This is a genomic window from Microbacterium sp. dk485 (assembly GCF_004570445.1).
Lineage (GTDB): Bacteria > Actinomycetota > Actinomycetes > Actinomycetales > Microbacteriaceae > Microbacterium > Microbacterium wangchenii.
Genome location: NZ_SPQW01000001.1, coordinates 875,491 through 899,492, shown reverse-complemented (window position 1 = coordinate 899,492; position 24,002 = coordinate 875,491). Strand labels below are relative to the sequence as shown.

At 73.4% G+C, this 24,002-nt stretch carries 23 protein-coding genes; 12 read left to right on the top strand and 11 right to left on the bottom strand.

Annotated features, from left to right (window positions below):
• Positions 1-9: 9 nt before the first annotated feature.
• Positions 10-702, bottom strand: coding sequence for an SDR family oxidoreductase (locus E4V99_RS04115; RefSeq protein WP_240742791.1), 693 nt, complete (start codon positions 700-702; stop codon positions 10-12).
• Between the two features lie 41 nt (positions 703-743).
• On the bottom strand, positions 744-1,460 hold the full coding sequence (locus E4V99_RS04110; protein ID WP_135116505.1) for an NRDE family protein: 717 nt from the start codon (positions 1,458-1,460) through the stop codon (positions 744-746).
• A gap of 45 nt (positions 1,461-1,505) precedes the next feature.
• Here E4V99_RS04110 and coaBC point away from each other — a divergent pair, with 45 nt between their 5' ends.
• A complete protein-coding gene (coaBC, locus tag E4V99_RS04105; RefSeq protein WP_135116504.1) occupies positions 1,506-2,726 on the top strand; it encodes a bifunctional phosphopantothenoylcysteine decarboxylase/phosphopantothenate--cysteine ligase CoaBC in 1,221 nt (406 codons plus the stop codon).
• Here coaBC and E4V99_RS04100 read toward each other — a convergent pair whose 3' ends face one another.
• The gene (locus E4V99_RS04100) at positions 2,727-4,157 is read right to left on the bottom strand and encodes a DUF6421 family protein (protein ID WP_135116503.1); all 1,431 of its coding nucleotides are present in this window, start codon (positions 4,155-4,157) and stop codon (positions 2,727-2,729) included. It abuts the gene before it with no gap.
• A 122-nt stretch (positions 4,158-4,279) separates the two neighbouring features.
• On the opposite strand from E4V99_RS04100, the gene E4V99_RS04095 reads away from it, so the two are divergent.
• On the top strand, positions 4,280-5,230 hold the full coding sequence (locus tag E4V99_RS04095; protein ID WP_135116502.1) for a diacylglycerol kinase family protein: 951 nt from the start codon (positions 4,280-4,282) through the stop codon (positions 5,228-5,230).
• Between the two features lie 7 nt (positions 5,231-5,237).
• On the opposite strand, the gene E4V99_RS04090 is transcribed toward E4V99_RS04095, so the two are convergent.
• Positions 5,238-5,843: a response regulator transcription factor gene (locus E4V99_RS04090; RefSeq protein WP_135116501.1), complete on the bottom strand. Its 606-nt coding sequence runs from the start codon at positions 5,841-5,843 to the stop codon at positions 5,238-5,240.
• Positions 5,840-6,997, bottom strand: a complete 1,158-nt coding sequence (locus E4V99_RS04085; RefSeq protein ID WP_135116500.1) for a histidine kinase — start codon at positions 6,995-6,997, stop codon at positions 5,840-5,842. The genes E4V99_RS04090 and E4V99_RS04085 overlap by 4 nt, the downstream gene beginning before the upstream one ends.
• A 109-nt stretch (positions 6,998-7,106) precedes the next feature.
• Between E4V99_RS04085 and E4V99_RS04080 the strand changes: the two genes are divergently transcribed.
• From E4V99_RS04080 to E4V99_RS04060, 5 genes are all read left to right on the top strand, one after another.
• Positions 7,107-7,991, top strand: coding sequence for a hypothetical protein (locus tag E4V99_RS04080; protein WP_135116499.1), 885 nt, complete (start codon positions 7,107-7,109; stop codon positions 7,989-7,991).
• Positions 7,992-8,105: 114 nt separating this feature from the next.
• The gene (locus E4V99_RS04075; protein ID WP_135116498.1) at positions 8,106-9,260 is read left to right on the top strand and encodes a histidine kinase; all 1,155 of its coding nucleotides are present in this window, start codon (positions 8,106-8,108) and stop codon (positions 9,258-9,260) included.
• On the top strand, positions 9,257-9,901 hold the full coding sequence (locus E4V99_RS04070; protein ID WP_135063255.1) for a response regulator transcription factor: 645 nt from the start codon (positions 9,257-9,259) through the stop codon (positions 9,899-9,901). The genes E4V99_RS04075 and E4V99_RS04070 overlap by 4 nt, the downstream gene beginning before the upstream one ends.
• Before the next feature lie 81 nt (positions 9,902-9,982).
• Positions 9,983-10,750: an ABC transporter ATP-binding protein gene (locus E4V99_RS04065; protein ID WP_135063257.1), complete on the top strand. Its 768-nt coding sequence runs from the start codon at positions 9,983-9,985 to the stop codon at positions 10,748-10,750.
• Positions 10,747-12,201, top strand: a complete 1,455-nt coding sequence (locus E4V99_RS04060; RefSeq protein ID WP_245233115.1) for an ABC transporter permease — start codon at positions 10,747-10,749, stop codon at positions 12,199-12,201. The genes E4V99_RS04065 and E4V99_RS04060 overlap by 4 nt, the downstream gene beginning before the upstream one ends.
• Before the next feature lie 407 nt (positions 12,202-12,608).
• Here E4V99_RS04060 and E4V99_RS04055 read toward each other — a convergent pair whose 3' ends face one another.
• The 5 genes from E4V99_RS04055 to E4V99_RS04035 all read right to left on the bottom strand — a co-directional run bounded on the left by E4V99_RS04055 (position 12,609) and on the right by E4V99_RS04035 (position 15,705).
• Positions 12,609-13,115 (bottom strand): GNAT family N-acetyltransferase, encoded by a 507-nt coding sequence (locus E4V99_RS04055; protein ID WP_135063259.1) that lies wholly within the window; start codon positions 13,113-13,115, stop codon positions 12,609-12,611.
• A complete protein-coding gene (locus E4V99_RS04050) occupies positions 13,112-13,630 on the bottom strand; it encodes a hypothetical protein (protein WP_135116497.1) in 519 nt (172 codons plus the stop codon). The genes E4V99_RS04055 and E4V99_RS04050 overlap by 4 nt, the downstream gene beginning before the upstream one ends.
• Before the next feature lie 63 nt (positions 13,631-13,693).
• On the bottom strand, positions 13,694-14,182 hold the full coding sequence (locus E4V99_RS04045) for a SprT-like domain-containing protein (RefSeq protein ID WP_135116496.1): 489 nt from the start codon (positions 14,180-14,182) through the stop codon (positions 13,694-13,696).
• Between the two features lie 31 nt (positions 14,183-14,213).
• Complete coding sequence (locus E4V99_RS04040) at positions 14,214-14,741, bottom strand: tetratricopeptide repeat protein (RefSeq protein ID WP_135063265.1); 528 nt, start codon at positions 14,739-14,741, stop codon at positions 14,214-14,216.
• Between the two features lie 97 nt (positions 14,742-14,838).
• The gene (locus tag E4V99_RS04035) at positions 14,839-15,705 is read right to left on the bottom strand and encodes a fused MFS/spermidine synthase (protein ID WP_135116495.1); all 867 of its coding nucleotides are present in this window, start codon (positions 15,703-15,705) and stop codon (positions 14,839-14,841) included.
• A 184-nt stretch (positions 15,706-15,889) separates the two neighbouring features.
• On the opposite strand from E4V99_RS04035, the gene E4V99_RS04030 reads away from it, so the two are divergent.
• From E4V99_RS04030 to E4V99_RS04020, 3 genes are all read left to right on the top strand, one after another.
• Positions 15,890-17,560 (top strand): ABC transporter substrate-binding protein, encoded by a 1,671-nt coding sequence (locus E4V99_RS04030; protein WP_135063269.1) that lies wholly within the window; start codon positions 15,890-15,892, stop codon positions 17,558-17,560.
• 79 nt (positions 17,561-17,639) lie between these two features.
• The gene (locus E4V99_RS04025) at positions 17,640-18,644 is read left to right on the top strand and encodes an ABC transporter permease (RefSeq protein ID WP_135063271.1); all 1,005 of its coding nucleotides are present in this window, start codon (positions 17,640-17,642) and stop codon (positions 18,642-18,644) included.
• Positions 18,645-18,697: 53 nt separating this feature from the next.
• Positions 18,698-19,600, top strand: coding sequence for an ABC transporter permease (locus E4V99_RS04020; RefSeq protein ID WP_240742921.1), 903 nt, complete (start codon positions 18,698-18,700; stop codon positions 19,598-19,600).
• 164 nt (positions 19,601-19,764) lie between these two features.
• Here E4V99_RS04020 and E4V99_RS04015 read toward each other — a convergent pair whose 3' ends face one another.
• On the bottom strand, positions 19,765-21,417 hold the full coding sequence (locus tag E4V99_RS04015; RefSeq protein ID WP_135063275.1) for an ABC transporter ATP-binding protein: 1,653 nt from the start codon (positions 21,415-21,417) through the stop codon (positions 19,765-19,767).
• A 103-nt stretch (positions 21,418-21,520) separates the two neighbouring features.
• Between E4V99_RS04015 and pxpA the strand changes: the two genes are divergently transcribed.
• Both pxpA and E4V99_RS04005 read left to right on the top strand, forming a co-directional pair.
• On the top strand, positions 21,521-22,276 hold the full coding sequence (gene pxpA / locus E4V99_RS04010) for a 5-oxoprolinase subunit PxpA (protein ID WP_135116494.1): 756 nt from the start codon (positions 21,521-21,523) through the stop codon (positions 22,274-22,276).
• A gap of 21 nt (positions 22,277-22,297) precedes the next feature.
• On the top strand, positions 22,298-23,875 hold the full coding sequence (locus E4V99_RS04005; protein ID WP_135116493.1) for an urea amidolyase family protein: 1,578 nt from the start codon (positions 22,298-22,300) through the stop codon (positions 23,873-23,875).
• Positions 23,876-24,002 lie beyond the last annotated feature (127 nt).

Sequence of the window (24,002 nt, the reverse complement as noted above, 5' to 3'; positions counted from 1 at the left end):
GGCGGAGCGTCAGACCGCGGGGGTGAGCTCGATGACGGCGTCGTGCCACACCGAGGCGTCATCGTCCCACAGCGCGACGAATGCGTCGGCGAGGGCGTCCTCCAGTCCTGCGAGGGTGCCGACGCGGAAGATGACGGCGGCGGCGGTCTGGGCGGCGCCGGCATCGCGTGCCGACTTGGCGAACCCCTGACCCACCGCGCGCGTCCAGGCCTCGCTGGCGGCCTTGACCGCGGCGTAGTTCGCGCCCCCGGCCAGCGGCCGCGTCACGGCGGGAGAGGACACGATCGCCAGGCGCCCCGCCGTGGAGGCGCGCAGGTCGTCGTCGAACGCACGGGAGACGTGGCGCAGTGCCGTCAGCGACACCTCGAGCACGCGGAAGTCGGCGTCGGTCTGGCCGGCCAGGCCCCCGCCGCCGCGCCATCCGCCCACCAGCTGCAGCACGCCGTCGACGGGTCCGTGCTCCGCGTGCACGCCCTCCACGAGGGCCGCGACCGCGTCTTCGTCGGCGAGGTCGCACGCGACCGTCGCGATTCCCGGCACGTCTGCCCGGAGCGCGTCGAGCTTCACCGGATCGCGGCCGGCGACCACCACGCGCGCATCGGCGGCGTGCAGGGCGCGGGCGGCGGCGGCGCCGGCGGCACTGGTGCCCCCGGCCAGCAGCACGAGCCGGCCGGCGACGAGTTCGTCCACGTCGGTGTCCACGCGGCCAGTGTAGGGCCGCCGGACACCGCCGTGCCGGACCGTCAGCGGACCGGCTCCACCAGGCGCACGCGGTTCCACTGCCCCGGCTCGGCCAGCTCCCCATAGGCCAGGTCGACGCCCTCGGGGCCGACGGTCGCCGCGCACACCAGCAGCGACAGGGTCTCCACGCCGTACGGGCGGTTGTCGCGCACGATGGCGCGGTCATCGGTCGGCGGCAATTCGGCACTGTGCTCGAGCAGCAGCATCCACTCCCGCCACCACGGCGCGGATGCGGCGGCAGGCGGCGCGGCGGCGAACTCCGGCAGCCACCGCACGATGCGCGGGGTGGCCGGGTCGTCGACGTCGTCGTGCGCGATCATGTGCACGCCCGGTTCGAGCACGCTCTCGCGCACCGAGGTGCCGTCCCAGCTGGTGACCCGGGCACCCTCGCGGTCGACCACGACGAGGTTGAACCCGTTCGTGCGCGGCTGCGCGGGGCGGCGCCCGTCGACGGCGTCGAGCACGACCTCGCCGCGCGACTGCGTGGCACCGGCCACCTCGCGCCGGTTGAGGATCACGGCCAGGCGCGAGCGCGCGGAGTCGGCGGCGAGCCACGCCCCACCCGCGCGGGCGTCGCGCACGCCGACGACCCCCGGATGGCTCTCCGGCCACCACGGGCCCGGAGGATCCCACGCGCGCGCGGGATCCTCGTCGCGGATCGCCAGCACGTGCGCCGGGGCGCCCGACTCCGCCGGAACGTGCAGGATGACGGTGCACATCGACAGCTCTCCCGCCTGCGCCCGGCCCCGTGGAAGGATGGGCGCGTGTTCATCGTCGTCGGCGTCACCGGAGGCATCGCCGCCTATAAGACCGTGCACCTGGTCCGGCTGCTGGTGACCGCCGGACACGAGGTCCACGTGATCCCGACCGAAGACGCGCTGCGCTTCGTCGGTCTCACGACGTGGGAGGCGATCAGCCGCCACCCCGTCACCACCAGTGTGCACGAGGATGTCGCCGAGGTGCGTCATGTCGCCCTCGGCCGCAGGGCCGACCTCGTCATCGTCGCCCCGGCCACCGCCCACACCCTCGCGTCGATGGCGGCGGGCCTGGCCGGCGACCTGCTCGGGACGACACTGCTGGCGGCGTCCGCGCCGGTCGTGGTCGCCCCGGCGATGCACAGCGAGATGTGGGCGCATCCGGCCACGCGGGCGAACCTGGCGACGCTGCGTTCGCGCGGCGTGCACGTCGTCGGCCCCGACGACGGACCGCTCACCGGCGGCGATGCGGGGCCCGGCCGCATGAGCGAGCCGGAGACCATCGTGGCCGCCGCGCTCGCGGTGGTCCCGGCCCGTTCGGACCTGTCGGGCCTGGAGGTGGCCGTCTCCGCCGGCGGCACGCGCGAGCCGATCGACCCCGTGCGCTTCGTCGGCAACCGTTCGAGCGGCCGCCAGGGCGTCGCGCTGGCCCTCGCGGCCGCCGATCGCGGTGCCGACGTCACGCTCGTCGCGGCGCACGTGGACGACGGCGTGCTGGCGGAGGTGTCGCGGCATCCGCGGGTGCGGATCCGGCGCGCCGGGACGGTGGACGAGCTGGCCGCGGCGATGGCCGAGGCCGCCGGCGTGGCCGACGTCGTCGTGATGGCCGCCGCCGTGTCGGACTACCGCGCCGCCGAGGTGAGCGAACGCAAGCTCAGCAAGGAGGACGCCGGCGGCGAGGAGGTGACGCTGCGCTTCGTGCGCACGTCCGACATCGTCGCGGGCCTGGCCGACCGGCGCCGCCCCGGGCAGACCGTGGTGGCCTTCGCCGCCGAGACGGAGGACGACGCCGACGCGCTGGTGGACCGCGCGCTGCGCAAGGCCGCGCGCAAGGGCGTCGACCTGCTCGTGGCCAATCGCGTCGGCTGGACCGCCGGCTTCGGCGCGTCCGAGAACGCCGTGGTCATCGTCTCGGGCGCCGGTGATGTGCTGGCCCGCGCGGAAGGGGCGAAGCGGGAGGTCGCCGACTCGGTGTGGGACGCCGTCCTCTCCGCTCGCCACCCCCGCTGATCAGTCGCTGCCGCGGATCCCCGCCGTGGCGGCGATGACCGGGCGCATCTTCTTCTCCAGCGCCTCGTAGAACATCGACAGCGGGAACTCGTCGTCCAGGACCGCGTCGGTGTACCCCTTCGGCGGACCGGCGAGCACCTCGTCGGGGAGCCCCCGAGCCCACTGCGAGGCCGGATGCGGCGTCAGGACGCCCCGCACGAGCTCGTACGCCGCGAGCCAGTGCGCCGTCTTCGGGCGGTCGATCGAACGCCAGTACAGCTCGTCGATCGCATCTCCCAGCGCGACGACGGCGGCGGGGACCTCCGCCCAGTCGAACGCGAGCGCGGTGTCGGTCCAGTGCAGCACGCCGCGCTGGTGCAGCCACGCGAACAGCAGCTGCCCGCCCACCGCGTCGTAGTTGCGCACGCGCGTGCCGGTGATGGCGAAGCGGAAGATCCGGTCGAAGATCACCGCGTACTGCACGAGCACGGCGTTTCCGAGCATCGCCTGCTCCGCCGCATCCAGCGGGTCGGTGCGCTCCTGCAGCCGGCGCTGGATCGCGACGCTCTCCCGGAAGGCGGTGAGGTCGCACCGCAGCTCCTCCAGCGAATAGAGGAAGTACGGCATGCGCTGCTTGATCATGAACGGATCGAACGGCAGGTCGCCGCGCATGTGCGTGCGGTCGTGCAGGATGTCCCACATCACGAACGCCTGCTCGGCGACGCCCTGGTCCGTGAGCATCCGCTCGGCGTCCGCGGGCAGCTCGAGCTTCGTGATCTCCGCCGCCGCCCGAACGACGCGGCGGTAGCGTGCGGCCTCGCGATCCTGGAAGATGCCGCCCCACGTGAAGGCCGGGATCTCCCGCATCGCGACGGTCTCGGGGAACAGCACCGCCGAGTTGGTGTCGTAGCCGGGCGTGAAATCCACCAGGCGCAGCGACACGAACAGCCGGTTGGCGTACTCCGTCTCCAGTCGGGCGATGAACTCGGGCCAGATGACCTCGACCAGCAGCGCCTCCACGTGCCGGTCGCGCGAGCCGTTCTGGGTGTACATCGGGAACACCACGAGATGGCGGATGCCGTCGACCCGATGACGCTGCGGCTGGAACGCCACGAGCGAGTCGAGGAAGTCGGGAACGCCGAACCCCTGCTCCTGCCACCGGGCGAAGTCGGCGACGCAGGCTTCGAGGTACTCCGCGTCGTGGGGGAAGGCGGGGGCGAGCTCACCGATCGCGCGGGTGATCTCGGCGACCAGGGATGCGGCGGCGTCGTGATCGGCGGCGTCCGGGACCGACCCGTCCTGGGCCTGCAGGCCCTGCAGCGCCGTCGCGGCGCGCTTGAGCGTGATCCAGGCCGCGGAGTCCTCGACGCCGGGGGCCCGGCCGTCCTCGACGACCTCGGGTTCGCCGATGATGGCCTTGTGCGCACGGGAGGTGGCGGCGGAAACGGGCATGGGAACCTCCGATCTTCGAGGTCGGGCCGGCGCGGGTGCGCGGCGTCGATCAGGTGCCGCCAGCCTACCTCCGGCCCGTCAAGCGTCCCCGGCCCACCGCCTCCGGCCGCTATCGTCTCGTCATGCCCGATGATCATTCCCCGGCGCGTCCCGACGGCCGGGGTCTCGTGCTCCTGGCCAACAGCAGCGCCGGACAGTCCGTGGCCCGGCTCGACCCGCTCCCGGGGATCCGCCGGCGCCTGCCCGCGGCCCGTGTCGTCGAGCTCGGCCCCGACGACACCCTCGACGACGCGGTGGCCGAGGCGATGGCCGGCGACGATCCGGCCGCCGTGCTGGGCGTGCTCGGCGGCGACGGATCGGTGTCGCGCATGGCGCACCTGGCGCGACGTCACGACGTGCCGTTGCTGGTGCTCCCGGGCGGCACGTTCAACCATTTCGCCCGCGCGGCGGGTCTCGACGACGTCGACACCGCTCTGGCGGCGTTCGTCGACGGGCGCATCCGCACGGTCGCGGTGGCGGAGGTGTCCGCCGACGACGGCGAGCCGGTCACCGTCCTGAACGCGGTGTCGCTCGGCGCCTACCCCCAGTTCCTCTCCGAGCGCACGCGCCGGGGGAACCTCGGCAAGTGGCTCGGCGGGGTGGTGGCCACGTGGCGTGCGCTGCGCGGTGCGCGCCCCCTCGGCATCGTGCACGACGGACGGCGCGCATCGGTGTGGTCGGTGTTCGTGAGCGTGGGGCGCAACGACCCCGACCGGCACGCCATGATGCAGCGCGCGCGACTGACCGATCCCGTGCTGGATGTGCGCATCCACCACGCGCGCGGCTCCCGCGTGCGCGCGATGGCCTCACTCGCGTTCGGCCGCCGCACGATCGCGGTGCTGCGCGCGCTCCGTCTCATGCCGCCCTCGTCGGATCTCGAGCGGTTCGTCGAAGCGGAGTGGGACATCGACGTGCGCCCGGGCGACGCTCCCGCGGTGTACGTGCACGACGGCGAGCTCGAGGAGGCCGACCCCGCGGGGTTCACCTTGCGCGTCCGCGCCGTGCCCGACGCGCTGCGCGTGTACGCCCCGTAGACCCGGTTCAGATCCAACCGCTCTCCTCGGCGCGGCGTGCCGCATCGGCCACGGTCACCGATCCGAGTTTCTGCCGGCACGCCGTGAGGACGTTGCGGACGGTGCCGCGGGCCACGTGCAGCCGCAGCGAGATCGCCGCGACGTCCATGCCCCGGGCGGCGAGGCGGAGCACGTCCCGCTCGCGCTCGGTGAGGGGCGAGGGTGGCAGGCTCAGGGCGTCGGCGGCCAGGGCCGGGTCGACGTAGCGCTGGCCGCCGTGCACGCGCCGGATGACATCGGCCAGCGTGGCCGCGGACGCGCCCTTCACGACGAAACCGCGTGCGCCGGCGGCCAGGGCCGCCGGCAGGTGGACGGGGCGGCCGCGGCCGGTGAGGATGACGGTGCGGCACGCGGGCAGCGCACGGGCGAGCTCCGCCGCGACGCCCATGCCGTCCAGACGCGGCATGTCCAGGTCCACCACCGCGACGTCGGGGCGGTGACGGGTCGCCGACTCCACCGCATCCCGTCCGTCGGCGGCCTGTGCGACGACGTCGAGGTCGTCCTCGAGGGCGAGGAGCTGGGCGAGGGCCACGCGGATGAGCTCCTCGTCGTCGGCCAGCAGCACGCGGATCACGCGCGCACCCCCACGCTGGCCCGCAGCTCGAACTCGTCGTTCCGGCGCTCCACCTCGAGGCGGCCGCCCGCTTCGCGCAACCGCTCGCGCATGCCGTCCAGGCCTCCGCTGGAGGCGTCGCCGGAGAGGTCGTGCCCGCGGAAGGCCACGCCGTCGTTGGTCACGAGGAGCCGCACGAGGGTGCCGTCGCTGGTGAGGGAGATGACGCAGTGGGTGGCGGTGCTGTGACGCAGGACATTGGTGACGGCTTCTCGCGCGATCGGCGCCAGCACGGCGTCCCGATGCCCGGCTGCGGCGGGGTCCACGTGGATGGTGCAGGCGATTCCGGAGGACTGCAGCACCTGGCCCAGGGCCCCGACCTCCGCGGCGAGGTCGACGCGACGCGAGTCCGCGACGGCGGCGCGCACCTCCGTCAGCGCGGAGGCGGCGAGCCGGCGGATCGCCGCCGCTTCGGCGCGCGCGTGCGGGGCGTCCGGCCCCCGCTCGATCACCTCGGCTTTCAGCGCGATGACGGAGAGGGTGTGGCCGAGCAGGTCGTGGACGTCGCGGGCGAACCGTAACCGCTCCTGGTCGACGGCGAGCGCGGCGACGGCTTCGCGTCCCGCGTGCGCGTCGGAGAGGAGATTCCACAGCCACACCGGACCGAGGTTCACGAAGGCGAGACCACCCCCGGCCAGGACGACGATGAGAAGGCTCTGCAGGGGGGATCCGCCCGTGACGGCGGCGACGACGAGGGCCACGGCGCACGCGGCCAGCGTGCCGGCGGCCGCGAGCACGGGCCGCAGGAGGAGGGGGAGGGTGCCGACGATCGCCGCGCCGATCCAGGCCCACGTCTGCCACGCCCCCGCCGCGACGGGGCCGACCAGCACCGTCGACAGTGCGGCCGCGACGCCGAACGCGACCTGCCAGGCCCGCCGCACGCGCGTGCGCGCCTGCGGTGTGACGCTGTCGTACAGGACGCCCGCCTGCGTGAGGGCGAAGCCGGCGATGCCCACCGCTCCCAGCGCTGTCCACGCCGGCCGCGTCTCGCGGAGCAGCCCCACGCCCGGCATGAGGAGACTGCTGAGGACGGTGGTCGACAGCCACACCAGCGACAGCAGCCGCGCCCGGCGCACGCGCTCGGAGACCCGGTCGGCGGGCGCCGTGAGGATCATGGTGGCCGATTGTAGACCCGCGGCGTTCCCGGTGAAGCCGTGCACGTTTCACGCCCCCTCGTGCACGGCTCACGGGTCCCCGGGCACCGGGTCGCCCGAGGCTGGGCGCATGAACACCACATCCACCCTCACGCCGCCCCGCTCGTCCCTCACGGGCCCGTCCGCGACCGCCTCCGCCGGCCGCTGGCTCCTCGCCGTCGGCGAGCTGATCCTCGTCGCGACCCTGTCCATGATGCTCGTGGATCAGGTCACCGGCGCGGTGATCGGCGCCTTCGGGCTCTTCCCCCTGATGGCCCACCCCGCCGGCATCGCCCTCGTCATGACCGTGGACGTGCTCGTGGGCACGGTGCTGTGGCTCGTCCACCGCGGCCGCTCGACATCGGCCGTCCTCGCGGTGGCGGGGGCGACCGCCCTCGGTTTCGCCGCTCCGCTCGTGCCGTTCGGGCTCGGGGTGTGGGACGCGGCATCCGCCGTCCTGGCCGGTCACGTGCTGGCCGCCGTGGCGCTCGTGGTCGTCGTCAGCAGCATGCCCGCGCATTTCGGCATCGCTGCCCGCCCCCTTCGCTCCGTCAGCCCCTCGCCCGTGCGTCGCGGGGTGGAGCGCGTCGCGCGCCGGTGGCCGACGGTGCTGGCGCTCCTGCTCACGTTCGGCGAGTTCCTGCACCCGGGGGTCTCGCCTGCGTGGGTCCTCGTCCTGCTGGGCGCGGAGTACCTCGTGATCGGCGGAATCCGCCGTCAGTTCGGGGATCGCCGGATCCTCGCCCTCCACATCGCCGGCGCCCTGGCATACGCGGCACTGGCCGTCGCCGCCCTCAACGTCCCGCCCGTAGCAGCCGGCCTCCTCATCGGCGTGGGCTGGATCCTGCACGCCGGGTGGGATGTCGCGCTGCACCGCGCCGACATCGTCACGTGGCGCTGGTACGCGGAGGCGTGCATCGTCATCGACCTCGTGGTCGGGGTATCCGCGATCGTCGCGGTGCTCTCCCGCATCTGACCCCGCACCCGGGCGCCCGCAGACACACGACCGTCTGCGGGCGCTCGGCGCGGGCGGCGGATACATCCGCAGGCGGATGCCGAGGGCTGACGGCTCCGCGTAGCCTCGGAGACGATGTTCCGTCCCCTGCGCCGCTACCAGATCACCGTCGACGTCGTCGTGGCGGCGGTGTTCGGGCTCTTCGCGCTGCTGGTGGACGTATCGCTGCTGAGCATGGTCAGCAACCCGCAGCTGCTGGCCGGCGTCGGTGCTACGGCGCTGCTCACGCTGGCGCTGCTGTTCCGTCGCCTCTCGCCGGGGCTCGCCCTGGCCCTGGCGTGGCTGAGCGCGATCGTGCAGATGGTGGCCCTGCTCAGCCCGTCTCCCACCAACGTCGCGATCTTCGCCGTGCTGTACGCCACCGCCGCCTACGGCAGCCGCCTGGTGTACTGGCTGGGCTTCGCGTCGGCGTTCGCGGGCGCACTCACGATCTCGGTGTACGTGTACGCCATCCTCCCCGGCTGGGCCAACCCCGACCTGCTCACGGTGGGGATCGCCGTGCTCATCGCCGCGACGTTCGCGCTGCTGCTCGCGTGGGTCACGGGAGCACTCGTGCGCACGGCCCTCGCGGCGCGCGAGGCGCGGCGGGCGCGCGTGGTCGCGGAGGCCGGTGCGGTCGCCGAGCAGGAGCGCGTGCGCATCGCGCGCGACATGCACGACGTCGTGGCCCATTCGCTCGCGGTCGTCATCGCCCAGGCCGACGGTGCCCGCTACGCCGCGGCATCCGACCCGGCCGCAGCCGCCACCGCGCTGGGCACGATCTCCACCACGGCCAGGGCTGCGCTCTCGGACGTGCGCCTCCTGCTCACGCAGTTGCGGCACAGCCAGGGCGAGGGTCCCCAGCCCACGCTCGCCGACGTGGAGGGGCTGTACGCGCAGGTGCGGGCCTCCGGCGTCGACCTCACGGTCGACGTCGACCCGGCACCGCTGAGGGAACCGTCCGCCGCGGTGCAGCTGGCGGTGTACCGCATCCTGCAGGAGGCCCTCACCAACGCCCTGCGCCACGGGGCGAAGGGGCGGGTGTCGGTGCACTTGGCGTGGCACCCCGATCACGTGGACCTGACCGTGCGCAATCCGCTGCCGCCCGTCCCCGCTCCGCCCCCGGCCGGCGGGCACGGGCTCATCGGCATGCGCGAACGCGCACAGCTGGCCGGTGGGATGCTGGAAGCCCGGCCCGACGGCGGCCATTTCGCCGTGACCGCACGGCTCCCGATCGAAGAGGCGGCATGACCGATCCCATCCGCGTCGTCCTGGTGGACGACCAGGCACTGTTCCGTGCCGGCATCCGCATGGTGGTGGACTCCCAGCCCGACCTCTCGGTCGTGGGCGAGGCCGGCGACGGCAAGGAGGCGCTCGCCGTCATCGCCCGGACGCAGCCGGATGTCGTGCTGATGGACATCCGCATGCCGGTGATGGACGGCCTGGCCGCCACCGCCGAGCTGCTGGCGCGTCCCGACCCGCCCCGCGTGGTCATGCTGACGACGTTCGACCTGGATGAGGCGGCCGCCCGCGCCATCCGGCAGGGGGCGAGCGGCTTCCTCCTCAAGGACGCCGACCCCGAATTCCTCCTCGCCGCCATCCGCACGGTGCACGCCGGCTCCGCCGTCATCGCCGCCGCGGCCACGCGCGAGCTGTTCGCCGCCGCCGGTCCGGAGACGAGGCCCGTGCCGGCGTCGTTCCAGACCCTCACCGACCGGGAGCGCGAGGTGTTCGCGCTCGCCGCGCGAGGGCTCAGCAACGCCGAGATCGCCGCGCGCGAATTCCTCTCCGAGGCCACCGTCAAGACGCACATCAGCCGCATCCTCACGAAGCTCGCGCTCCGCGACCGCGTGCAGCTGGTCGTGTTCGCGTACGACCACGGCCTGAACTGAGCGGACGTCATCCTCTGGATGTAGGCGGATGAGCCCGACGGCCGACGCGCCGGGGACCGCGCCGTTCATAGCCTCGAGGGCATGGAGATCACATCGACCGACCTGGGCCTGGCAGCCCGGGTGCAGCACCTCACCAAGACCTTCGGCGACGGGGAGAGCGCCGTCCGCGCCCTCGACGGCGTCTCGGTGGGGATCCGGCGCGGGCAGTTCACCGCGATCATGGGCCCCTCGGGTTCGGGCAAGTCGACCCTCATGCACGTCATGGCGGGCCTGGATGCCCCGACCTCCGGCCGCGCGTGGATCGGCGACACCGAGATCACCGGGCTCGGCGATCTGGAGCTGACGATCCTGCGCCGCCGGCGGGTCGGATTCGTCTTCCAGGCGTTCAACCTCGTGCCCACCCTCGACGCGATCGGCAACATCCTGCTGCCGTTCGACCTCGACGGCCGGCGCCCCACCGCGCTGGAGCGGGCCCGCATCGACGGCCTCATCGAGACCCTCGGATTGACGCCTCGCCTGCACCACCGCCCCCACGAGCTCTCCGGCGGGCAGCAGCAGCGCGTCGCGATCGCGCGGGCCCTGGCGACCGCACCCGACCTCGTCTTCGCCGACGAGCCCACCGGCAACCTCGACTCGCGCTCCGGGCGCGAGGTGCTCCAGCTGCTCGCGGCCGCGAGCCGCACGCACGGTCAGTCGATCGCCATGGTCACGCACGACCCCGTCGCCGCCTCCTACGCCGACCGCGTGCTGTTCCTCGGCGACGGCCGGATCGTCGCCGACAAGCCGCCGCAGACCGCCGAGCAGATCTCCGCGCACATGCTCGCCGCCGACGCGGGCGTGCAGGCATGAGCGTCGTCACGGAGGAGCTGCGGATGCCCGCCCGGGGGCGCATCGCGTGGCTGCGCGAACGCGGCATGGGTGCCAGCATCCTCGTCGCCGCCCTCTCCAGCGCGTTCGGGGTCGTCCTCCTGGCCACCACGACGTTCATCGGCGCGGTGCTGCGCGCCGACCCGTATCTCGCCGGGAGCGGGACGCTCGAGGTCGTGGTCCTCATCCTCGCCGTTCTCCTCCTCGGCGTCGCGGTGTACGTCGCGGCGATCGTGACGGCCAACACGTTCGCCACCGTCGTGGCCGGGCGGACGCGCCGCATCGCCCTGCTGCGCCTCATCGGCGCCTCGGCGCGCTCGCAGCGGGCGGAGATCGCGCGGCAGGGGCTCGGGGTCGGCGCTCTCGGTGCGTTCGCGGGCCTGCTCGTGGGCACCGTGCTGTCGCTCGCGGGCGCCGCGCTCGCCGTCGACCTGCTGGGGCTCCCCGGCGAGGTGGACGACGGCATCATCCAGCCGGCGCTGGTGGCGCCGGCGGTGGCCGTCACGCTCACGACGTGGGCGGCGGCGTGGGCCGGGTCGCGCCGCGTGCTGAAGGTCACGCCCCTGCAGGCGCTGGGCGGCGCGGTCGAGGCCTCGCACGAGGCCGTCGCGCAGCGGACGGGCCGCAACCGCACGGCGCTCGCGCTGCTGCTGACCGGTGCCGCGCTCCTCGTGCTCGGCATCCTCGCCGGGCTCGTCTCCCCGCTGGGCGTGGTCGTGGCGTTCTTCGGCGGCATCCTGTCGTTCACGGGACTCGCGCTGGGTGCGACGCTCGTGATGCCCCCCGTGCTGCGGCTGGTGGGCCGCGCGTTCGGGCGGTCGGCGACCGCCCGGCTCGCCGCTGAGAACGCCCTCCGCTACCCCGAGCGCTCGTCGCGCATGGCGATCGGCGTCGTCATGGGCGTGACGCTCGTGGTGATGTTCGCCGTCGCGCTGGAGTCGGTCAAGACCATGATCCGCATCTCCGGCGGCGGGACGCTGGAGCCGGAGTTCGCAGCCCTCATCGACACGTTCTCGGCGGTCATGATGGTCCTGGTGGGCGTCAGTGCCGTCATCGCCGCGGTGGGACTGGTGAACCTCCTCACGATCGGCGTCGTCCAGCGCCGGCGCGAACTGGGTCTGCTGCGCGCGCTCGGCGTCTCCAGCGGTCAGGTGCGCGGGATGGTGCTGCGGGAGGCCGCGCACATCACCGTCGCGGCGCTGGCGACGGGTCTCGTGCTGGGGATCCTGTACGGCTGGGCCGGTGCGCAGTCGCTCCTCGGCTCGATCGCGATGCCGCCGGCGTGGTCATCGCCCACGTTCGTGTGGCCGTCGATCCCGCTCGTGCCGATGCTCGTGGTCGTCGGCGCCACCGCGCTGCTCACGCTCGTGGCCGCGGTCGTGCCCACGCGGCTCGCCACGCGCGTCACCCCCGTGCAGGCGCTCGCGGAGTAGCGGCGCCGAGGGGCGACGCGGACGTGCCCCGCGCCGTCCGCGTCTTCCGAACTCCTCAACGCGCGAGCCGGAAGGTGCCGAAACGGGCTCTCCGAGCCGGCGGGGGCTCGATGTCGAGGAGTTCGGCAAAGTGTGGCTCCGCTCCCGGTCCCCGAGAGCATCGGGCGCACCGAGCTTCGGGCCGTGTTGCGCCGCGCGGGCTGACGGTCGCGGGGGCGCGGCCGGGAAGCGCGGGAGCGGGTTTCGGCCGCGCCGACGGCCGCCCGAACTCCTCAAGAACCGGGCCTGAGATGCGCGGGGCAGGGGGATCGGGGCGATGCCGTCCCGAGTTTGAGGAGTTCGGGCGACCGGAGGCGCCGCGGGCGGCGGCGGGTAAGCCGCGGAGAGCGGACGGGGGGAGCGGCGCCTCAGCGCGCCATCCGCACCTCGTGCAGGACCTCGCCCCACCGGGCGTCCTGGCGCAGCGCACCGTCGAAGGCGAAGCCGTGCTTGGCGTAGAAGGCCTGCGCGCGCGGATTGTCCTCGAGCACCCACAGCGTCGCGGGGCGGTCGCCGAGAGCCGCCTCCAGCAGGGCCGATCCGGTGCCCGAGCCGTAGTGCGCGGCGCGCAGATAGATCGCGTACAGCTCGAGATCCTCCAGCCGGCGGTCGGGGTCGCGGCAGGGCCCCGAGGTGGAGAACCCGATGATCTCGTCATCAAGCACTGCCACCCACGACCGCCCCGTCGGCTCGCCCGGCGCGTGGCGGCCCCCGAGGATCTCGCCCCACCGCTCGGTGTAGCGGGCGACGTCCATGCGGTCCAGGAGTGACGCGGGAATGCGGCCGGTGTACGCCTCGCGCCAGGACTGCACGTGCACGCGCGCGACGCCGCCCTCGTCGCCGGGGCGTGCCGGGCGGACGATCGCCGCCGTCATCCGCCCTCCCCGGGTGGGTCGGCGCGCGTCTCGGGGTCGTGCGCCCACGTGGGGGCCAGCGCGCGGATGCGGGCGGCGCGCCACTGCCACGCCGACCACAGCGCGGGCCACAGCAGCGGGGCGGTCGGACCGCCGATCACAAGGCGGTCGCGCCACAGGGTGCGGGCCGGGTCGCCCGGTGCGGGGGAGACCGCCATCTGGTGATCCCACACGTCCAGGCTCGACAGCGGGCCCGTCAACGGGATGCCGCTGTCGCGGAACACCCGCACGGGGCCGTGCGCATCGGAGGTCGTGCGATCGCTCACGGAGATCAGCTGGCGGCCCATCGGCACCGCGCCGGCGAGGGAGAGCTGCACGGGCAGGTCGCTGCCGGCCTCCCACGCGGTGGGGGGCGTCGCGAGGGGCTGCATGGCCAGGAGGGGTCCGTACAGCTCGGCGACCGCCCGCGGCGAGTGCAGCGCGCGCCAGGCCGCATCGGCGTCGCAGTCGATCACGAGCTTCAGCAGGATGCGCATGCCTCATCCTTGCTCGGGCGCGGCCGTTTCGCGAGCGCGCCGCCGCCCTGAGGTGCGGCGCGGTCACCGGGGGGTCTGGGCGGCGAGCCGGGTGGCGGGGGTGATCTCCCGGCGCGACCACGTGAAGGCGTTGCGCGGATCGAACTGCGGGGCGCACTTGGCGCACGAGGTCGGACGCGTCGCGCGGCGATGCCGGTAGGCCACGTGCCCCGCCGGGCACACCCCCACCCACGGCGCCAGTTCGGTCGCCGTCTCGCCCGAGTGGGTCGTGCCGCCGGTGTAGCCGAGGTCGCGGGCCACGCGCTTCCACTGCGGTCCGTGGCCGGCGGCGGGGCCCGCGACGGCGTGCGCCACCTCGTGCAGCAGGGTCTGGTGGTTCGTGTCGTCGTCGTAGCGGGCGGCGAGGTAGCGCGACACGCTGATGCGCCGCCGCGTGTAGTCGCACAGGCCCGCGCGCCGCTTGGCGTTGTCGAAGCCGAACGACCACGTCGCATCCAGGTGGAGGGAGATCAGTGCCTCCGCCCACGTGCGCACCCGCTGCAGATCCGACATGACCGACGAGCGTAGAGCAGGCCGCCGACAGTCAGCTGGCGACCGAGGTGCGCGAGCGACGGCGGTCGGCCGCGTCGATGGCCAGCAGCGTGGATTCGAGCTGCTCGTCGGCCGCGCCGGCGTCCTGACGCAGGAACAGGGCGCGCTTGAAGTCGGTGCGCGCCTCGTCGTAGTCGCCGGCGTCGTACGACACCTTGCCGCGGTGCTGGAGTGCGAATGCGGCGATGCCCGACCACTCGGCGCCCTCGGCCTCTTCGGCGCACGTGGTGAGCTCCTGCATCGCCGCCGGCAGCGCACCGCGGGCCTGGAGGACGGTCGCGTGCAGGATGCGGGCGCGCAGGAGATCCTTGCGCGTACCGGCCATGCGGGCCACGCGCACCGACTGCTCGGAGATGACCAGGGCCTCGTCCAGACGCCCCAGCACCTTCAGCAGCCATACGCGCTCGAGCAGAGCCGGGAGGCTCCGCTGCGGGCCGATCTCATCCAGACGCTCCTGGCACTCGCGCAGGTCGACGATCTCACGGAGCGTGTCCGGGTCGTATCCGCGGATGTAGCTCATCGTCGTCTCCCTTCGCGACTTACGTCGTGCGCGCCTCTCGGCGCGCTGGATCCAGTCTGTGCCAGCGCGCCGCCGGGCGGCGGAAGGCACGCCGGGGTCAGCGCTCGAACAGCGACGACGTGGGCTTGGGGGAGGGGGTCGCGTCGGCGTCGGTGGCGGGCCGGGCGGCACGGGCGAACTCGTCGAGCTCGGCCCCGTGGGCCACCTTCGCCGGGTGGGGGCCCGCCGCCATCAGGCGCGGCAGCCACTCCACCGGCAGGGGGGCGGGGGATGCCGCGATCACGAGGTTGCCGAAACGCCGGCCCTTGAGCACCTGCACCTCGGCGAGCACCGCCACATCCGGGAGCACGGCCCGCACCGTCGCCACCTGGCGGCGGGCGAACGCGAGTCCCGCCCCGTCGGCGACGTTGACCAGCAGCACGCCGTCGGGGGAGAGGAGGCGCGCCGCCTCGCGGTAGAACTCCGTCGTGGTGAGGTGCGCGGGGGTCTGCGCGCCGGCGAACACGTCGCTCACGAGCAGGTCGACCGCGCCCACCATGCCCTGCGGCAGGCGCGCGAGGCCGGCGCGCGCGTCTCCGATGCGCACGCGGATCGACGCTCCCCGCGGCAGCGGCAGCGTCGAGCGCACGAGCTCGACGAGAGGCTGCTCGAGCTCGATCACCTGCTGCCGCGACCCTGGGCGCGTCGCCTCGACGTAGCGCGCGAGGGTCAGCGCGCCGGCGCCCAGGTGCACGGCGGTCAGCGGCTGCCCGGGCAGCCGCAGCCGGTCGATGACCGCGCCCATGCGGGCGACGTACTCGAAGTGCAGGTGCGTGGGGTCGTCGAGGTCGACGTGCGACTGCGGCGTCCCGTCGACGACGAGCTCGTAGCCGGTCGTGTACGGGGAGGGCACCACGCGGGCGATCGTCCCGTCCGACAGGCGCGCCGAAGCGATCTCGGCTGGTTCGACGCGGGCACGGGCCATCCCCCCACGCTAGCCGGGGCCACGCGGCGGGGCGTCGTGGTCGAAACAAGATCGATACACACCGGCCATGGGTCGAAGGGCCCTGGACGGGTACGGTCGGTAGATCGGCACAACCGAGCCTGCGGGGCACGCAGACGTACCTCGCGATCGGTCCGCCATTCCCCACATGGAAGGTGCACACCACATGGCACACACGATGAGACGACGCCTGCTCACCGGCGCGGCTGCGGTCGCGATCGGGGCGCTCGCCCTCTCCGCCTGCTCCAGTCAGCGTGACGGCGGCGGCGGGGAAGAGACCGCCTCCGGCGATGTCGATTCCACGTTCGTCTTCGGCGCATCCGGAGACCCCTCGAGCCTGGACCCCGCGTTCGCGAGCGACGGCGAGTCGTTCCGCATCTCCCGCCAGATCTTCGAAGGCCTCGTCGGCGTCGAGCCGGGCACGGCCGACCCCGCGCCGCTGCTGGCCGAGAGCTGGGAGCAGTCCGAGGACGGACTGTCCTACACCTTCCAGCTCAAGGAGGGCGTGACCTTCCACGACGGCACGGAGTTCACCGCGGATGCGGTGTGCTTCAACTTCGACCGCCAGAACAACTTCACCGGGATCGCGCAGAGCGAGAGCCTCTCGTACTACTGGGGCAAGATCATGCGCGGCTACGCCGACACCGGCACCTCCATCTACGACAGCTGCGAGGTCGTCGGCGACACCGAGGTCACGGTCAACCTGTCGCAGCCGTTCGCCGGCTTCATCGCGGCCCTCTCGCTGCCGGCGTTCGCGATGCAGAGCCCGGCTGCGCTGGAGGAGTACAACGCCGACGACGTCGGGGGCACCTCCGAGGCGCCCACGCTCAGCGAGTACGCCACGGCGCATCCCACCGGCACCGGCCCCTTCATGTTCGACTCGTGGGAGCCGGGCTCGGAGACCACCGTCACGGCATACGAGGACTACTGGGGCGAGCAGGGCCAGGTCGAAGAGGTCATCTTCCGCGTGATCGGCGACACCACCGCCCGCCGCCAGGCACTGGAGTCGGGATCGATCGACGGCTACGACCTCGTCGCCCCCGCAGACCTCGGCGCGCTGGAGGACGCCGGCTTCACGCTGGTCAACCGCGATCCGTTCAACGTCCTGTACCTCGGCATGAACTCCGCCGACCCCGCGCTGTCGGACATCCGCGTCCGCCAGGCGATCGCCCACGCCATCGACAAGGAGCAGCTGGTCAGCCAGGTGCTGCCGGAGGGCACCGAGATCGCCGAGCAGTTCATGCCCGACAGCGTGATCGGCTTCAACGACGACGTCACGACGTACGAGTACGACCCCGAAGCGGCCGAGACGCTGCTGGCCGAGGCCGGGTTCAGCGAGGCGAGCCCGCTGACGCTGACCTTCAACTACCCGGTCAACATCTCCCGCCCGTACATGCCCAACCCGGAGCAGATCTTCACGAACCTGCAGTCGCAGCTGGAGGCGGTGGGCATCGTGCTCAACCCCGTCTCCAACGAGTGGGCCGAGTACCTCGACCTCATCCAGGGCGGCTCGGACCACGGCATCCACCTCCTCGGGTGGACGGGCGACTACAACGACCCCGACAACTTCGTGGGCACCTTCTTCGGTGCGCCCTCGAGCGAGTGGGGCTTCGACAACCCGGAGCTGTTCGCCGCCCTCACGGAGGCGCGCGGACTGGCGAGCGTGGACGAGCAGGAGCCGGCCTACCAGGACGTCAACGAGCAGATCGCGCAGTTCCTGCCCGGCGTGCCGCTGGCAAGCCCGGTGCCCACCCTCGCGTTCGCCGAGCGTGTCGTGTCGTACCCCGCCAGCCCCGTGCAGGACGAGGTCTACAACATGATCGAACTGTCCGAGTGACGTAGCGGACGCAGCGACCCGGGCCTCTTCGCGGCGCCCGGGTCGCTGCATCCGTGCCCTCCCCGACTCCGGAGTCCCCGTGCTACGCACCATCGGCAGGCGTCTGCTCCTGCTCATCCCCACCCTCTTCGGGTTGTCCGTCCTGCTGTTCCTGTGGGTCCGCGCGCTTCCCGGCGGCCCGGCCGTCGCGCTCCTGGGTGAGCGCGCGACACCGGAGGCCGTCGAGCGCATCAACGAGCTGTACGGCTTCAACGAGCCGCTGTACGTGCAGTACTTCACGTGGCTCGGGCGCCTCCTCACCGGCGACTTCGGTTCGTCCATCCAGACCGGCCGGCCCGTGCTGGAGGAGTTCTTCCGCCGTTTCCCGGCGACCCTGGAGCTCTCCATCGCGGCGCTCATCATCGCCGTGGGCATCGGCATCCCGCTGGGATACTGGGCCGCCCGCAAGCACGGCAAGGCGTGGGATCACATCGCCGTCGTGCTGAGCCTCGTCGGCATCACGATCCCGGTGTTCTTCCTCGCCTTCATCCTCAAGTACGTCTTCGCGGTGCAGCTGGGCTGGCTCCCCTCCGACGGGCGGCAGAACCCGCGCATCGACGCGACGCACTACACGAACCTGTACGTCCTGGACGGCCTGATCACGGGCGAGTTCGACGCGGCGTGGGATGCGCTCCTGCACCTCGTGCTGCCGGCGCTCGCGCTGGGGACGATCCCGCTCGCGATCATCGTCCGCATCACGCGCGCCTCGGTGCTGGACGTGCAGAACGCCGACTACGTGCGCACCGGCCGGGCCAAGGGCATCGGCCAGTCGACGCTGCGCAACCGCTTCATCCTGCGCAACGCCATGCTGCCGGTGGTCACCACCGTGGGCCTGCAGGCCGGGCTCCTCATCTCCGGGGCGGTGCTCACCGAGACGGTGTTCGCCTTCCCCGGCATCGGGCAGTTCCTCGCGCGCGCCATCTTCACGCGCGACTTCCCGGTGCTCCAGGGCTTCATCATCTTCATCGCGATCCTGTACGCCCTCATCAACCTGCTCGTGGATGTGTCGTACAGCGTGATCGATCCGAGAGTGAGAGTGCAGTGAGCTCCAGCATCCTGCCCCCGGCCCCCAGCGGCGGGCCGGTCGACGACAACGCGATCGTCGACACCGCCCTCCTCGGGGCGAAGACCCGCGGCGGCTTCTGGCGCGACGTGTTCCGGCGCCTGCGGCGCAACCCGACCGCGTGGATCGGCGCCGTCATCGTCGCGCTGTTCCTCCTCGTCGCGCTGCTGGCACCCCTGCTCGCGCCGTATCCGGCCGAGTCCCTCCCCGGCCAGCGCTACATCACGCCCACCGACATCCCGGGCCCCGGCGAGCTCCCGCAGTTCCCGCTGGGCCTGGACCGCTTCGGCGGCGACGTGCTGTCCAAGCTCATCTGGGGCGCGCAGGCGTCGCTGCAGATCGGCATCATCTCCACGGCGTTCGGCCTGCTCGGCGGGATGCTGCTGGGCCTGATCGCGGGGACCTTCGGCGGGTGGGTCGACAACCTCGTCATGCGCTTCGTCGACATCCTCCTGTCGGTGCCGAACCTGCTGCTGGCGGTGTCGATCGCGGCGATCCTGGGGCAGAGCCAGCTCGCGATCATGATCGCGATCGGAGCATCCCAGGTGCCGGTGTTCGCGCGCCTGCTGCGCGCGTCGATGCTGCAGCAGCGCGGCGCCGACTACGTGCTGTCGGCGCAGACGCTCGGCCTCTCGCGCCGGTCGATCACGATGAGCCACGTGCTGCCCAACAGCCTCGGGCCCGTCATCGTGCAGGGGACGCTCACCCTCGCGACGGCCGTCATCGACGCCGCCGCGCTGTCGTTCCTGGGCCTGGGCGGCGGGCTGCCGCAGACGGCCGAGTGGGGCCGCATGCTCACCTACGCCCAGTCCGAGCTCGCGATCGCCCCGTGGCTGGCGTTCCTCCCCGGCATCTGCATCGCCGTGACGGCCCTGGGCTTCACGCTCCTGGGCGAATCCCTCCGCGAAGCGATGGACCCCCGCACCCGCGCCCGCTGACCCCCGGCGCCCCGGCCCGACCGGCCCGACCCGCCCCGGCCCCATCCGCGAGACCGCACGCCACCGGCGAGACCTCGACATTATGTCGCTGTCTCGCCGGTGGGCTGCAGTCTCGCGAATCCGGGTAGGGCCGGGCGCCGGGGGGAGCGACGGACGGTGCAGGGTCAGCCGGTGAGGCCGAGCTCGTTCCCGGGGATGGAGGCGAGCAGGCGCCGCGTGTAGGGGTCACGGGGGTTGGTGAAGATCTCCTCGCTGGATGCGGCCTCCACGAGCCGGCCGTCCTTCATGACGCACACGTAGTCGCTGATGAGGCGGACGACGGCGAGGTCATGCGAGATGAAGAGGTAGCTCAGGCCGTATTCGCGCTGCAGGTCGCCCAGGAGCGTGAGGATCTGGTCCTGCACGAGCACGTCCAGCGCCGACACCGGCTCGTCGCACACGACCACCTCGGGGGAGAGGGCGAGGGCCCGCGCGATCGCGACGCGCTGGCGCTGCCCGCCGGACAGCTCAGACGGGTACCGGCGCAGCATCGACTGCGGCAGCGCGACGTCGTCCATGAGCTTGCGCACGCGCGCCGATCGCTCCTTCGAGGAACCGCGCTTGTAGAAGGTCAGCGGCTCCTCGATGATCCGCTCGATCGTGAACATGGGGTTCAGGCTCGAGTAGGGGTCCTGGAAGATCGGCTGCACCTTCTGCCGGAAGTCCTTCAGCGCCGCGCCCTTGAGGGTCGTGACGTCCTGCCCCTCGTAGCGGATGCTGCCGCTGGTGGGTTCGATGACCTTCAGCAGCATCCGGGCCGTCGTGGTCTTCCCCGATCCCGACTCGCCCACGATCGCGACGGTCTCCCCGCGCGGGATCGACAGGGACACGTCGTCGACGGCGCGGAAGTCCTCCCCGCGCCCGCGGGTCGGGTACACCTTCGTGAGGTTCTCGATGACGACGACGTCGTCGCGTGCCGCGGCCGGCTCGCCCGCGACCTCGAGGGTGCGGGCGCGGAAGGCCTCGGGGCGCAGCCGGACGGCGGCCACCGACGGCGCCGCCGCGACGAGGGACTTCGTGTACGGATGCTGCGGAGCCTCCAGGATCTGCCGCGCCGGCCCCTGCTCGACCACGCGCCCGCGGTGCATCACGATGACGCGGGCGGCCCGCTCCGCGGCGAGCCCGAGGTCGTGCGTGATGAGCAGCACGGATGTGCCCAGCTCCGTGGTCATTCGGTCGATCTGGTCCAGGATCGTCCGCTGCACCGTGACGTCCAGGGCGCTCGTGGGTTCGTCGGCGATGAGCAGACGCGGCTTGCACGCCATCCCGATCGCGATGAGCGCCCGCTGGCGCATCCCGCCGGAGAACTCGTGCGGATACTGCTTGGCGCGGGCGGCGGCATCCGGGAGGCCGGCCGCCTCGAGCGTCTCGACGACCCTGTCCTGCACGTCCGAGCGCGTCGCCATGCCGTGGGCGAGGAGGGTCTCGGCCACCTGCGTGCCGACCTTGGCGACGGGGTTGAGGTTGGACATGGGGTCCTGCGGCACGAGGCCGATGTCGCGCCCGCGCACCTCCCGCATGCGCGCCTCGCCGAAGCCCGTGAGGTCTTCGCCGTCGAGCAGGATGCTGCCGCGGGCCACCGATCCGCCGGAAGCGAGCAGCCCGATGATCGCCATCGCGGTGGTGGATTTGCCCGAGCCGGATTCGCCGACGATCGCCACGGTCTCGCCGGCGGCGATGTCGAAGTCGACGCCGTCGACGGCGCGCACGGGTCCGTCGATCGTGGCGAAGTCGACGGCGAGGTCGCGGACGGACAACAGCGGCGCGGCGGGAGTCATCCGTCCATCCTGCCCGCCGCACGGTGTCGCCGCACCCCCGGATGCACATCGTCACGCACCCGTGACCGCTGCCGGCGCCGGCCGCGCCGGTAGCGTGGTCGCCATGCGCACGATCGACCTCAACGCCGACCTGGGCGAGACGGTCGCGGGCGTGCCGACGGCCGACGACGAGGCGATGTTCGCCGTCGTCTCCAGCGCGAGCGTCGCATGCGGCGGACATGCCGGGGATGCCGCGTCCATGCGCGACGCGGTCGCCCGCGCCGCCCGGTTCGGTGTCGCGGTGGGGGCCCATCCCTCCTATCCCGACCCGGATGACTTCGGCCGCACGCCGCGGTCCCCCGAGCCGGCGCAGCTGCGCGCCGAGGTCGCGGCGCAGCTGGCGGCGCTGGCGGAGGCGGGCGCGGAGCTGCGCTACGTCAAGCCGCACGGCGCGCTGTACCACGCCGTCACCGTCGACCCCGGGCAGGCCCGCGCGGTCGCGGCCGCGGTGGCAGACCTGGCGGCGCGTGTGGGGCGCGCGGTGCCGCTACTGGGCCTGGGCGGCGAGATCGCGCGAGCCGCGGCGGCGGCCGGACTGCCGTTCGTGCGGGAGGCGTTCCTGGACCGCGCCTACACCGCCGACGGCGGGCTCGTGTCCCGCGCCGTGGCCGGGGCCGTGCTGCACGATCCGGCCGCCGTGGCGGAACGGGCCGTGCGCCTCGTGCGGGAGCGGGTGGTGGCGGCGGTGGACGGCGCACTGGTCGCCACCGATGCCGCGTCCCTGTGCCTGCACGGCGACACCCCCGCCGCGGTGGCGATGGCCCGCGCGGTGCGGACGGCGCTGGAGGCGGAGGGCGTCGCGGTGCGCGCGCCATGGTGAGCACGGCATGGTGAGCACGGCATGGTGAGCGCCCTGCTGCGGCCGATGGGGGAGCGGGCGGTGCTGGCCGAGGTCGAGTCGCTCGCCGACGTGCTGGCGCTGTCGGCGGCGCTGCACGCATCCCGCCCCCGCGGGGTCGTCGACGTCGTGCCGGCGGCCCGGACGGTGCTCGTGACGTTCGACCCGGGCGTGGTTCCGGGTTCCGTCGTGCGCGCGTGGATCCGCTCGGCGGGCGCGGATGCGGCGGCGGCGGCCAGGCCCGCCGGCCCGGTCGTGGAGGTGCCGATCCGCTACGACGGACCCGACCTGGCGGAGACCGCCGATTTGCTCGGCATGAGCGCGGCCGAACTCGTCGCGCGACACCGCGGCGCGCAGTGGTCGGTCGCATTCTCCGGGTTCGCCCCCGGGTTCGGGTACCTCGTGAGCCCGCAGTGGGCCTTCGACGTGCCCCGGCTGGCGTCCCCCCGCACGCGCGTTCCGGCCGGCGCGGTGGGCCTGGCGGGGGCATTCTCGGGCGCGTACCCGCGCGAGACGCCCGGCGGGTGGCGCCTCATCGGCACGACGGACGCGCCCCTGTTCGACGCATCCGCCGACGTGCCCGTCCTGCTGCCCCCCGGTGCGCGCGTGCGCTTCGTCCCCGCCAGCCCCGTCCGGGGTGAGACACCACTTTCCGTCCGAGACACCGGGCGACGCCGGGTGTCTCAGTCGGAAAGTGGTGTCTCGGCGGAGGGTGGGCTGCGCGTCGTCGAGCCCGGCCTGCTCGCCACCGTGCAGGACCTGGGCCGGCCAGGGCACGCGGCGCTGGGGATCGCCCGCTCCGGCGCGCTGGACCGGGCGGCGCTGCGCCGCGCGAACCGCCTCGTCGGCAACGCCGAGGGCGCGGCCGGGGTCGAGATCACGATGGGCGGCTTCCGCGCGGTGGCCGGGCGGGACGGATGGATGGCGGTGGCCGGCGCGACCGGACCGATCACGATCGGCGGGCACTCCGTCGACCCGCACACCGCCGCGGCGTGGCCGGCCGGCGCGGAGCTGCACGTCGGTCCGTTCGCCTCCGGCGCGCGGGCCTACCTCGCGGTGCGCGGCGGCATCGACGTGGCCCCGGTGGCCGGCTCCCGCGCCACCGACGTCCTGGCCGGGATCGGCCCGGCGCCGCTCCGCGCGGGCGACATGCTCGCCACCGGGCCCACGCCGGCCGCACCGGTCCCCGCCGCCGACCTCGCGCCATGGGGTGCCGCCGCCGACGAGCGGATCGAGGTCGAGCTCGCGCCGGGCCCGCGGACAGACTGGTTCGCCGCATCCGCCTCCCGCGCCCTCTTCGAGGAGGAGTGGACGGTCTCCGCCGCCGCCGACCGGGTGGGGATGCGCCTGGACGGAACGGAGCTCGAACGCGTCCGCGGGGGAGAGCTGCCCAGCGAGGGGATGATCCCCGGCGCCCTTCAGGTGCCGCCGTCCGGGCGCCCCACGATCCTGCTCGCCGACGGCCCGGTCACCGGCGGCTACCCCGTCATCGCCGTGGCGACCGAGGCGGCGCTGGACGCCCTCGCCCAAGCGCGCCCCGGCACGCGCGTGCGCTTCCGCCACGCCCGCCCGCTGCCCTGACGCGCCCGCGCCGTGCGAGGCGGAATACCGGCCAGGTCGCTCGCGGTTATACCGCACGTGACGGAACGCGTCAAGAATGCCGCTGGACACGGCGCGTCATCCGTCGTATAGTTGCTGTTTGCGCTCC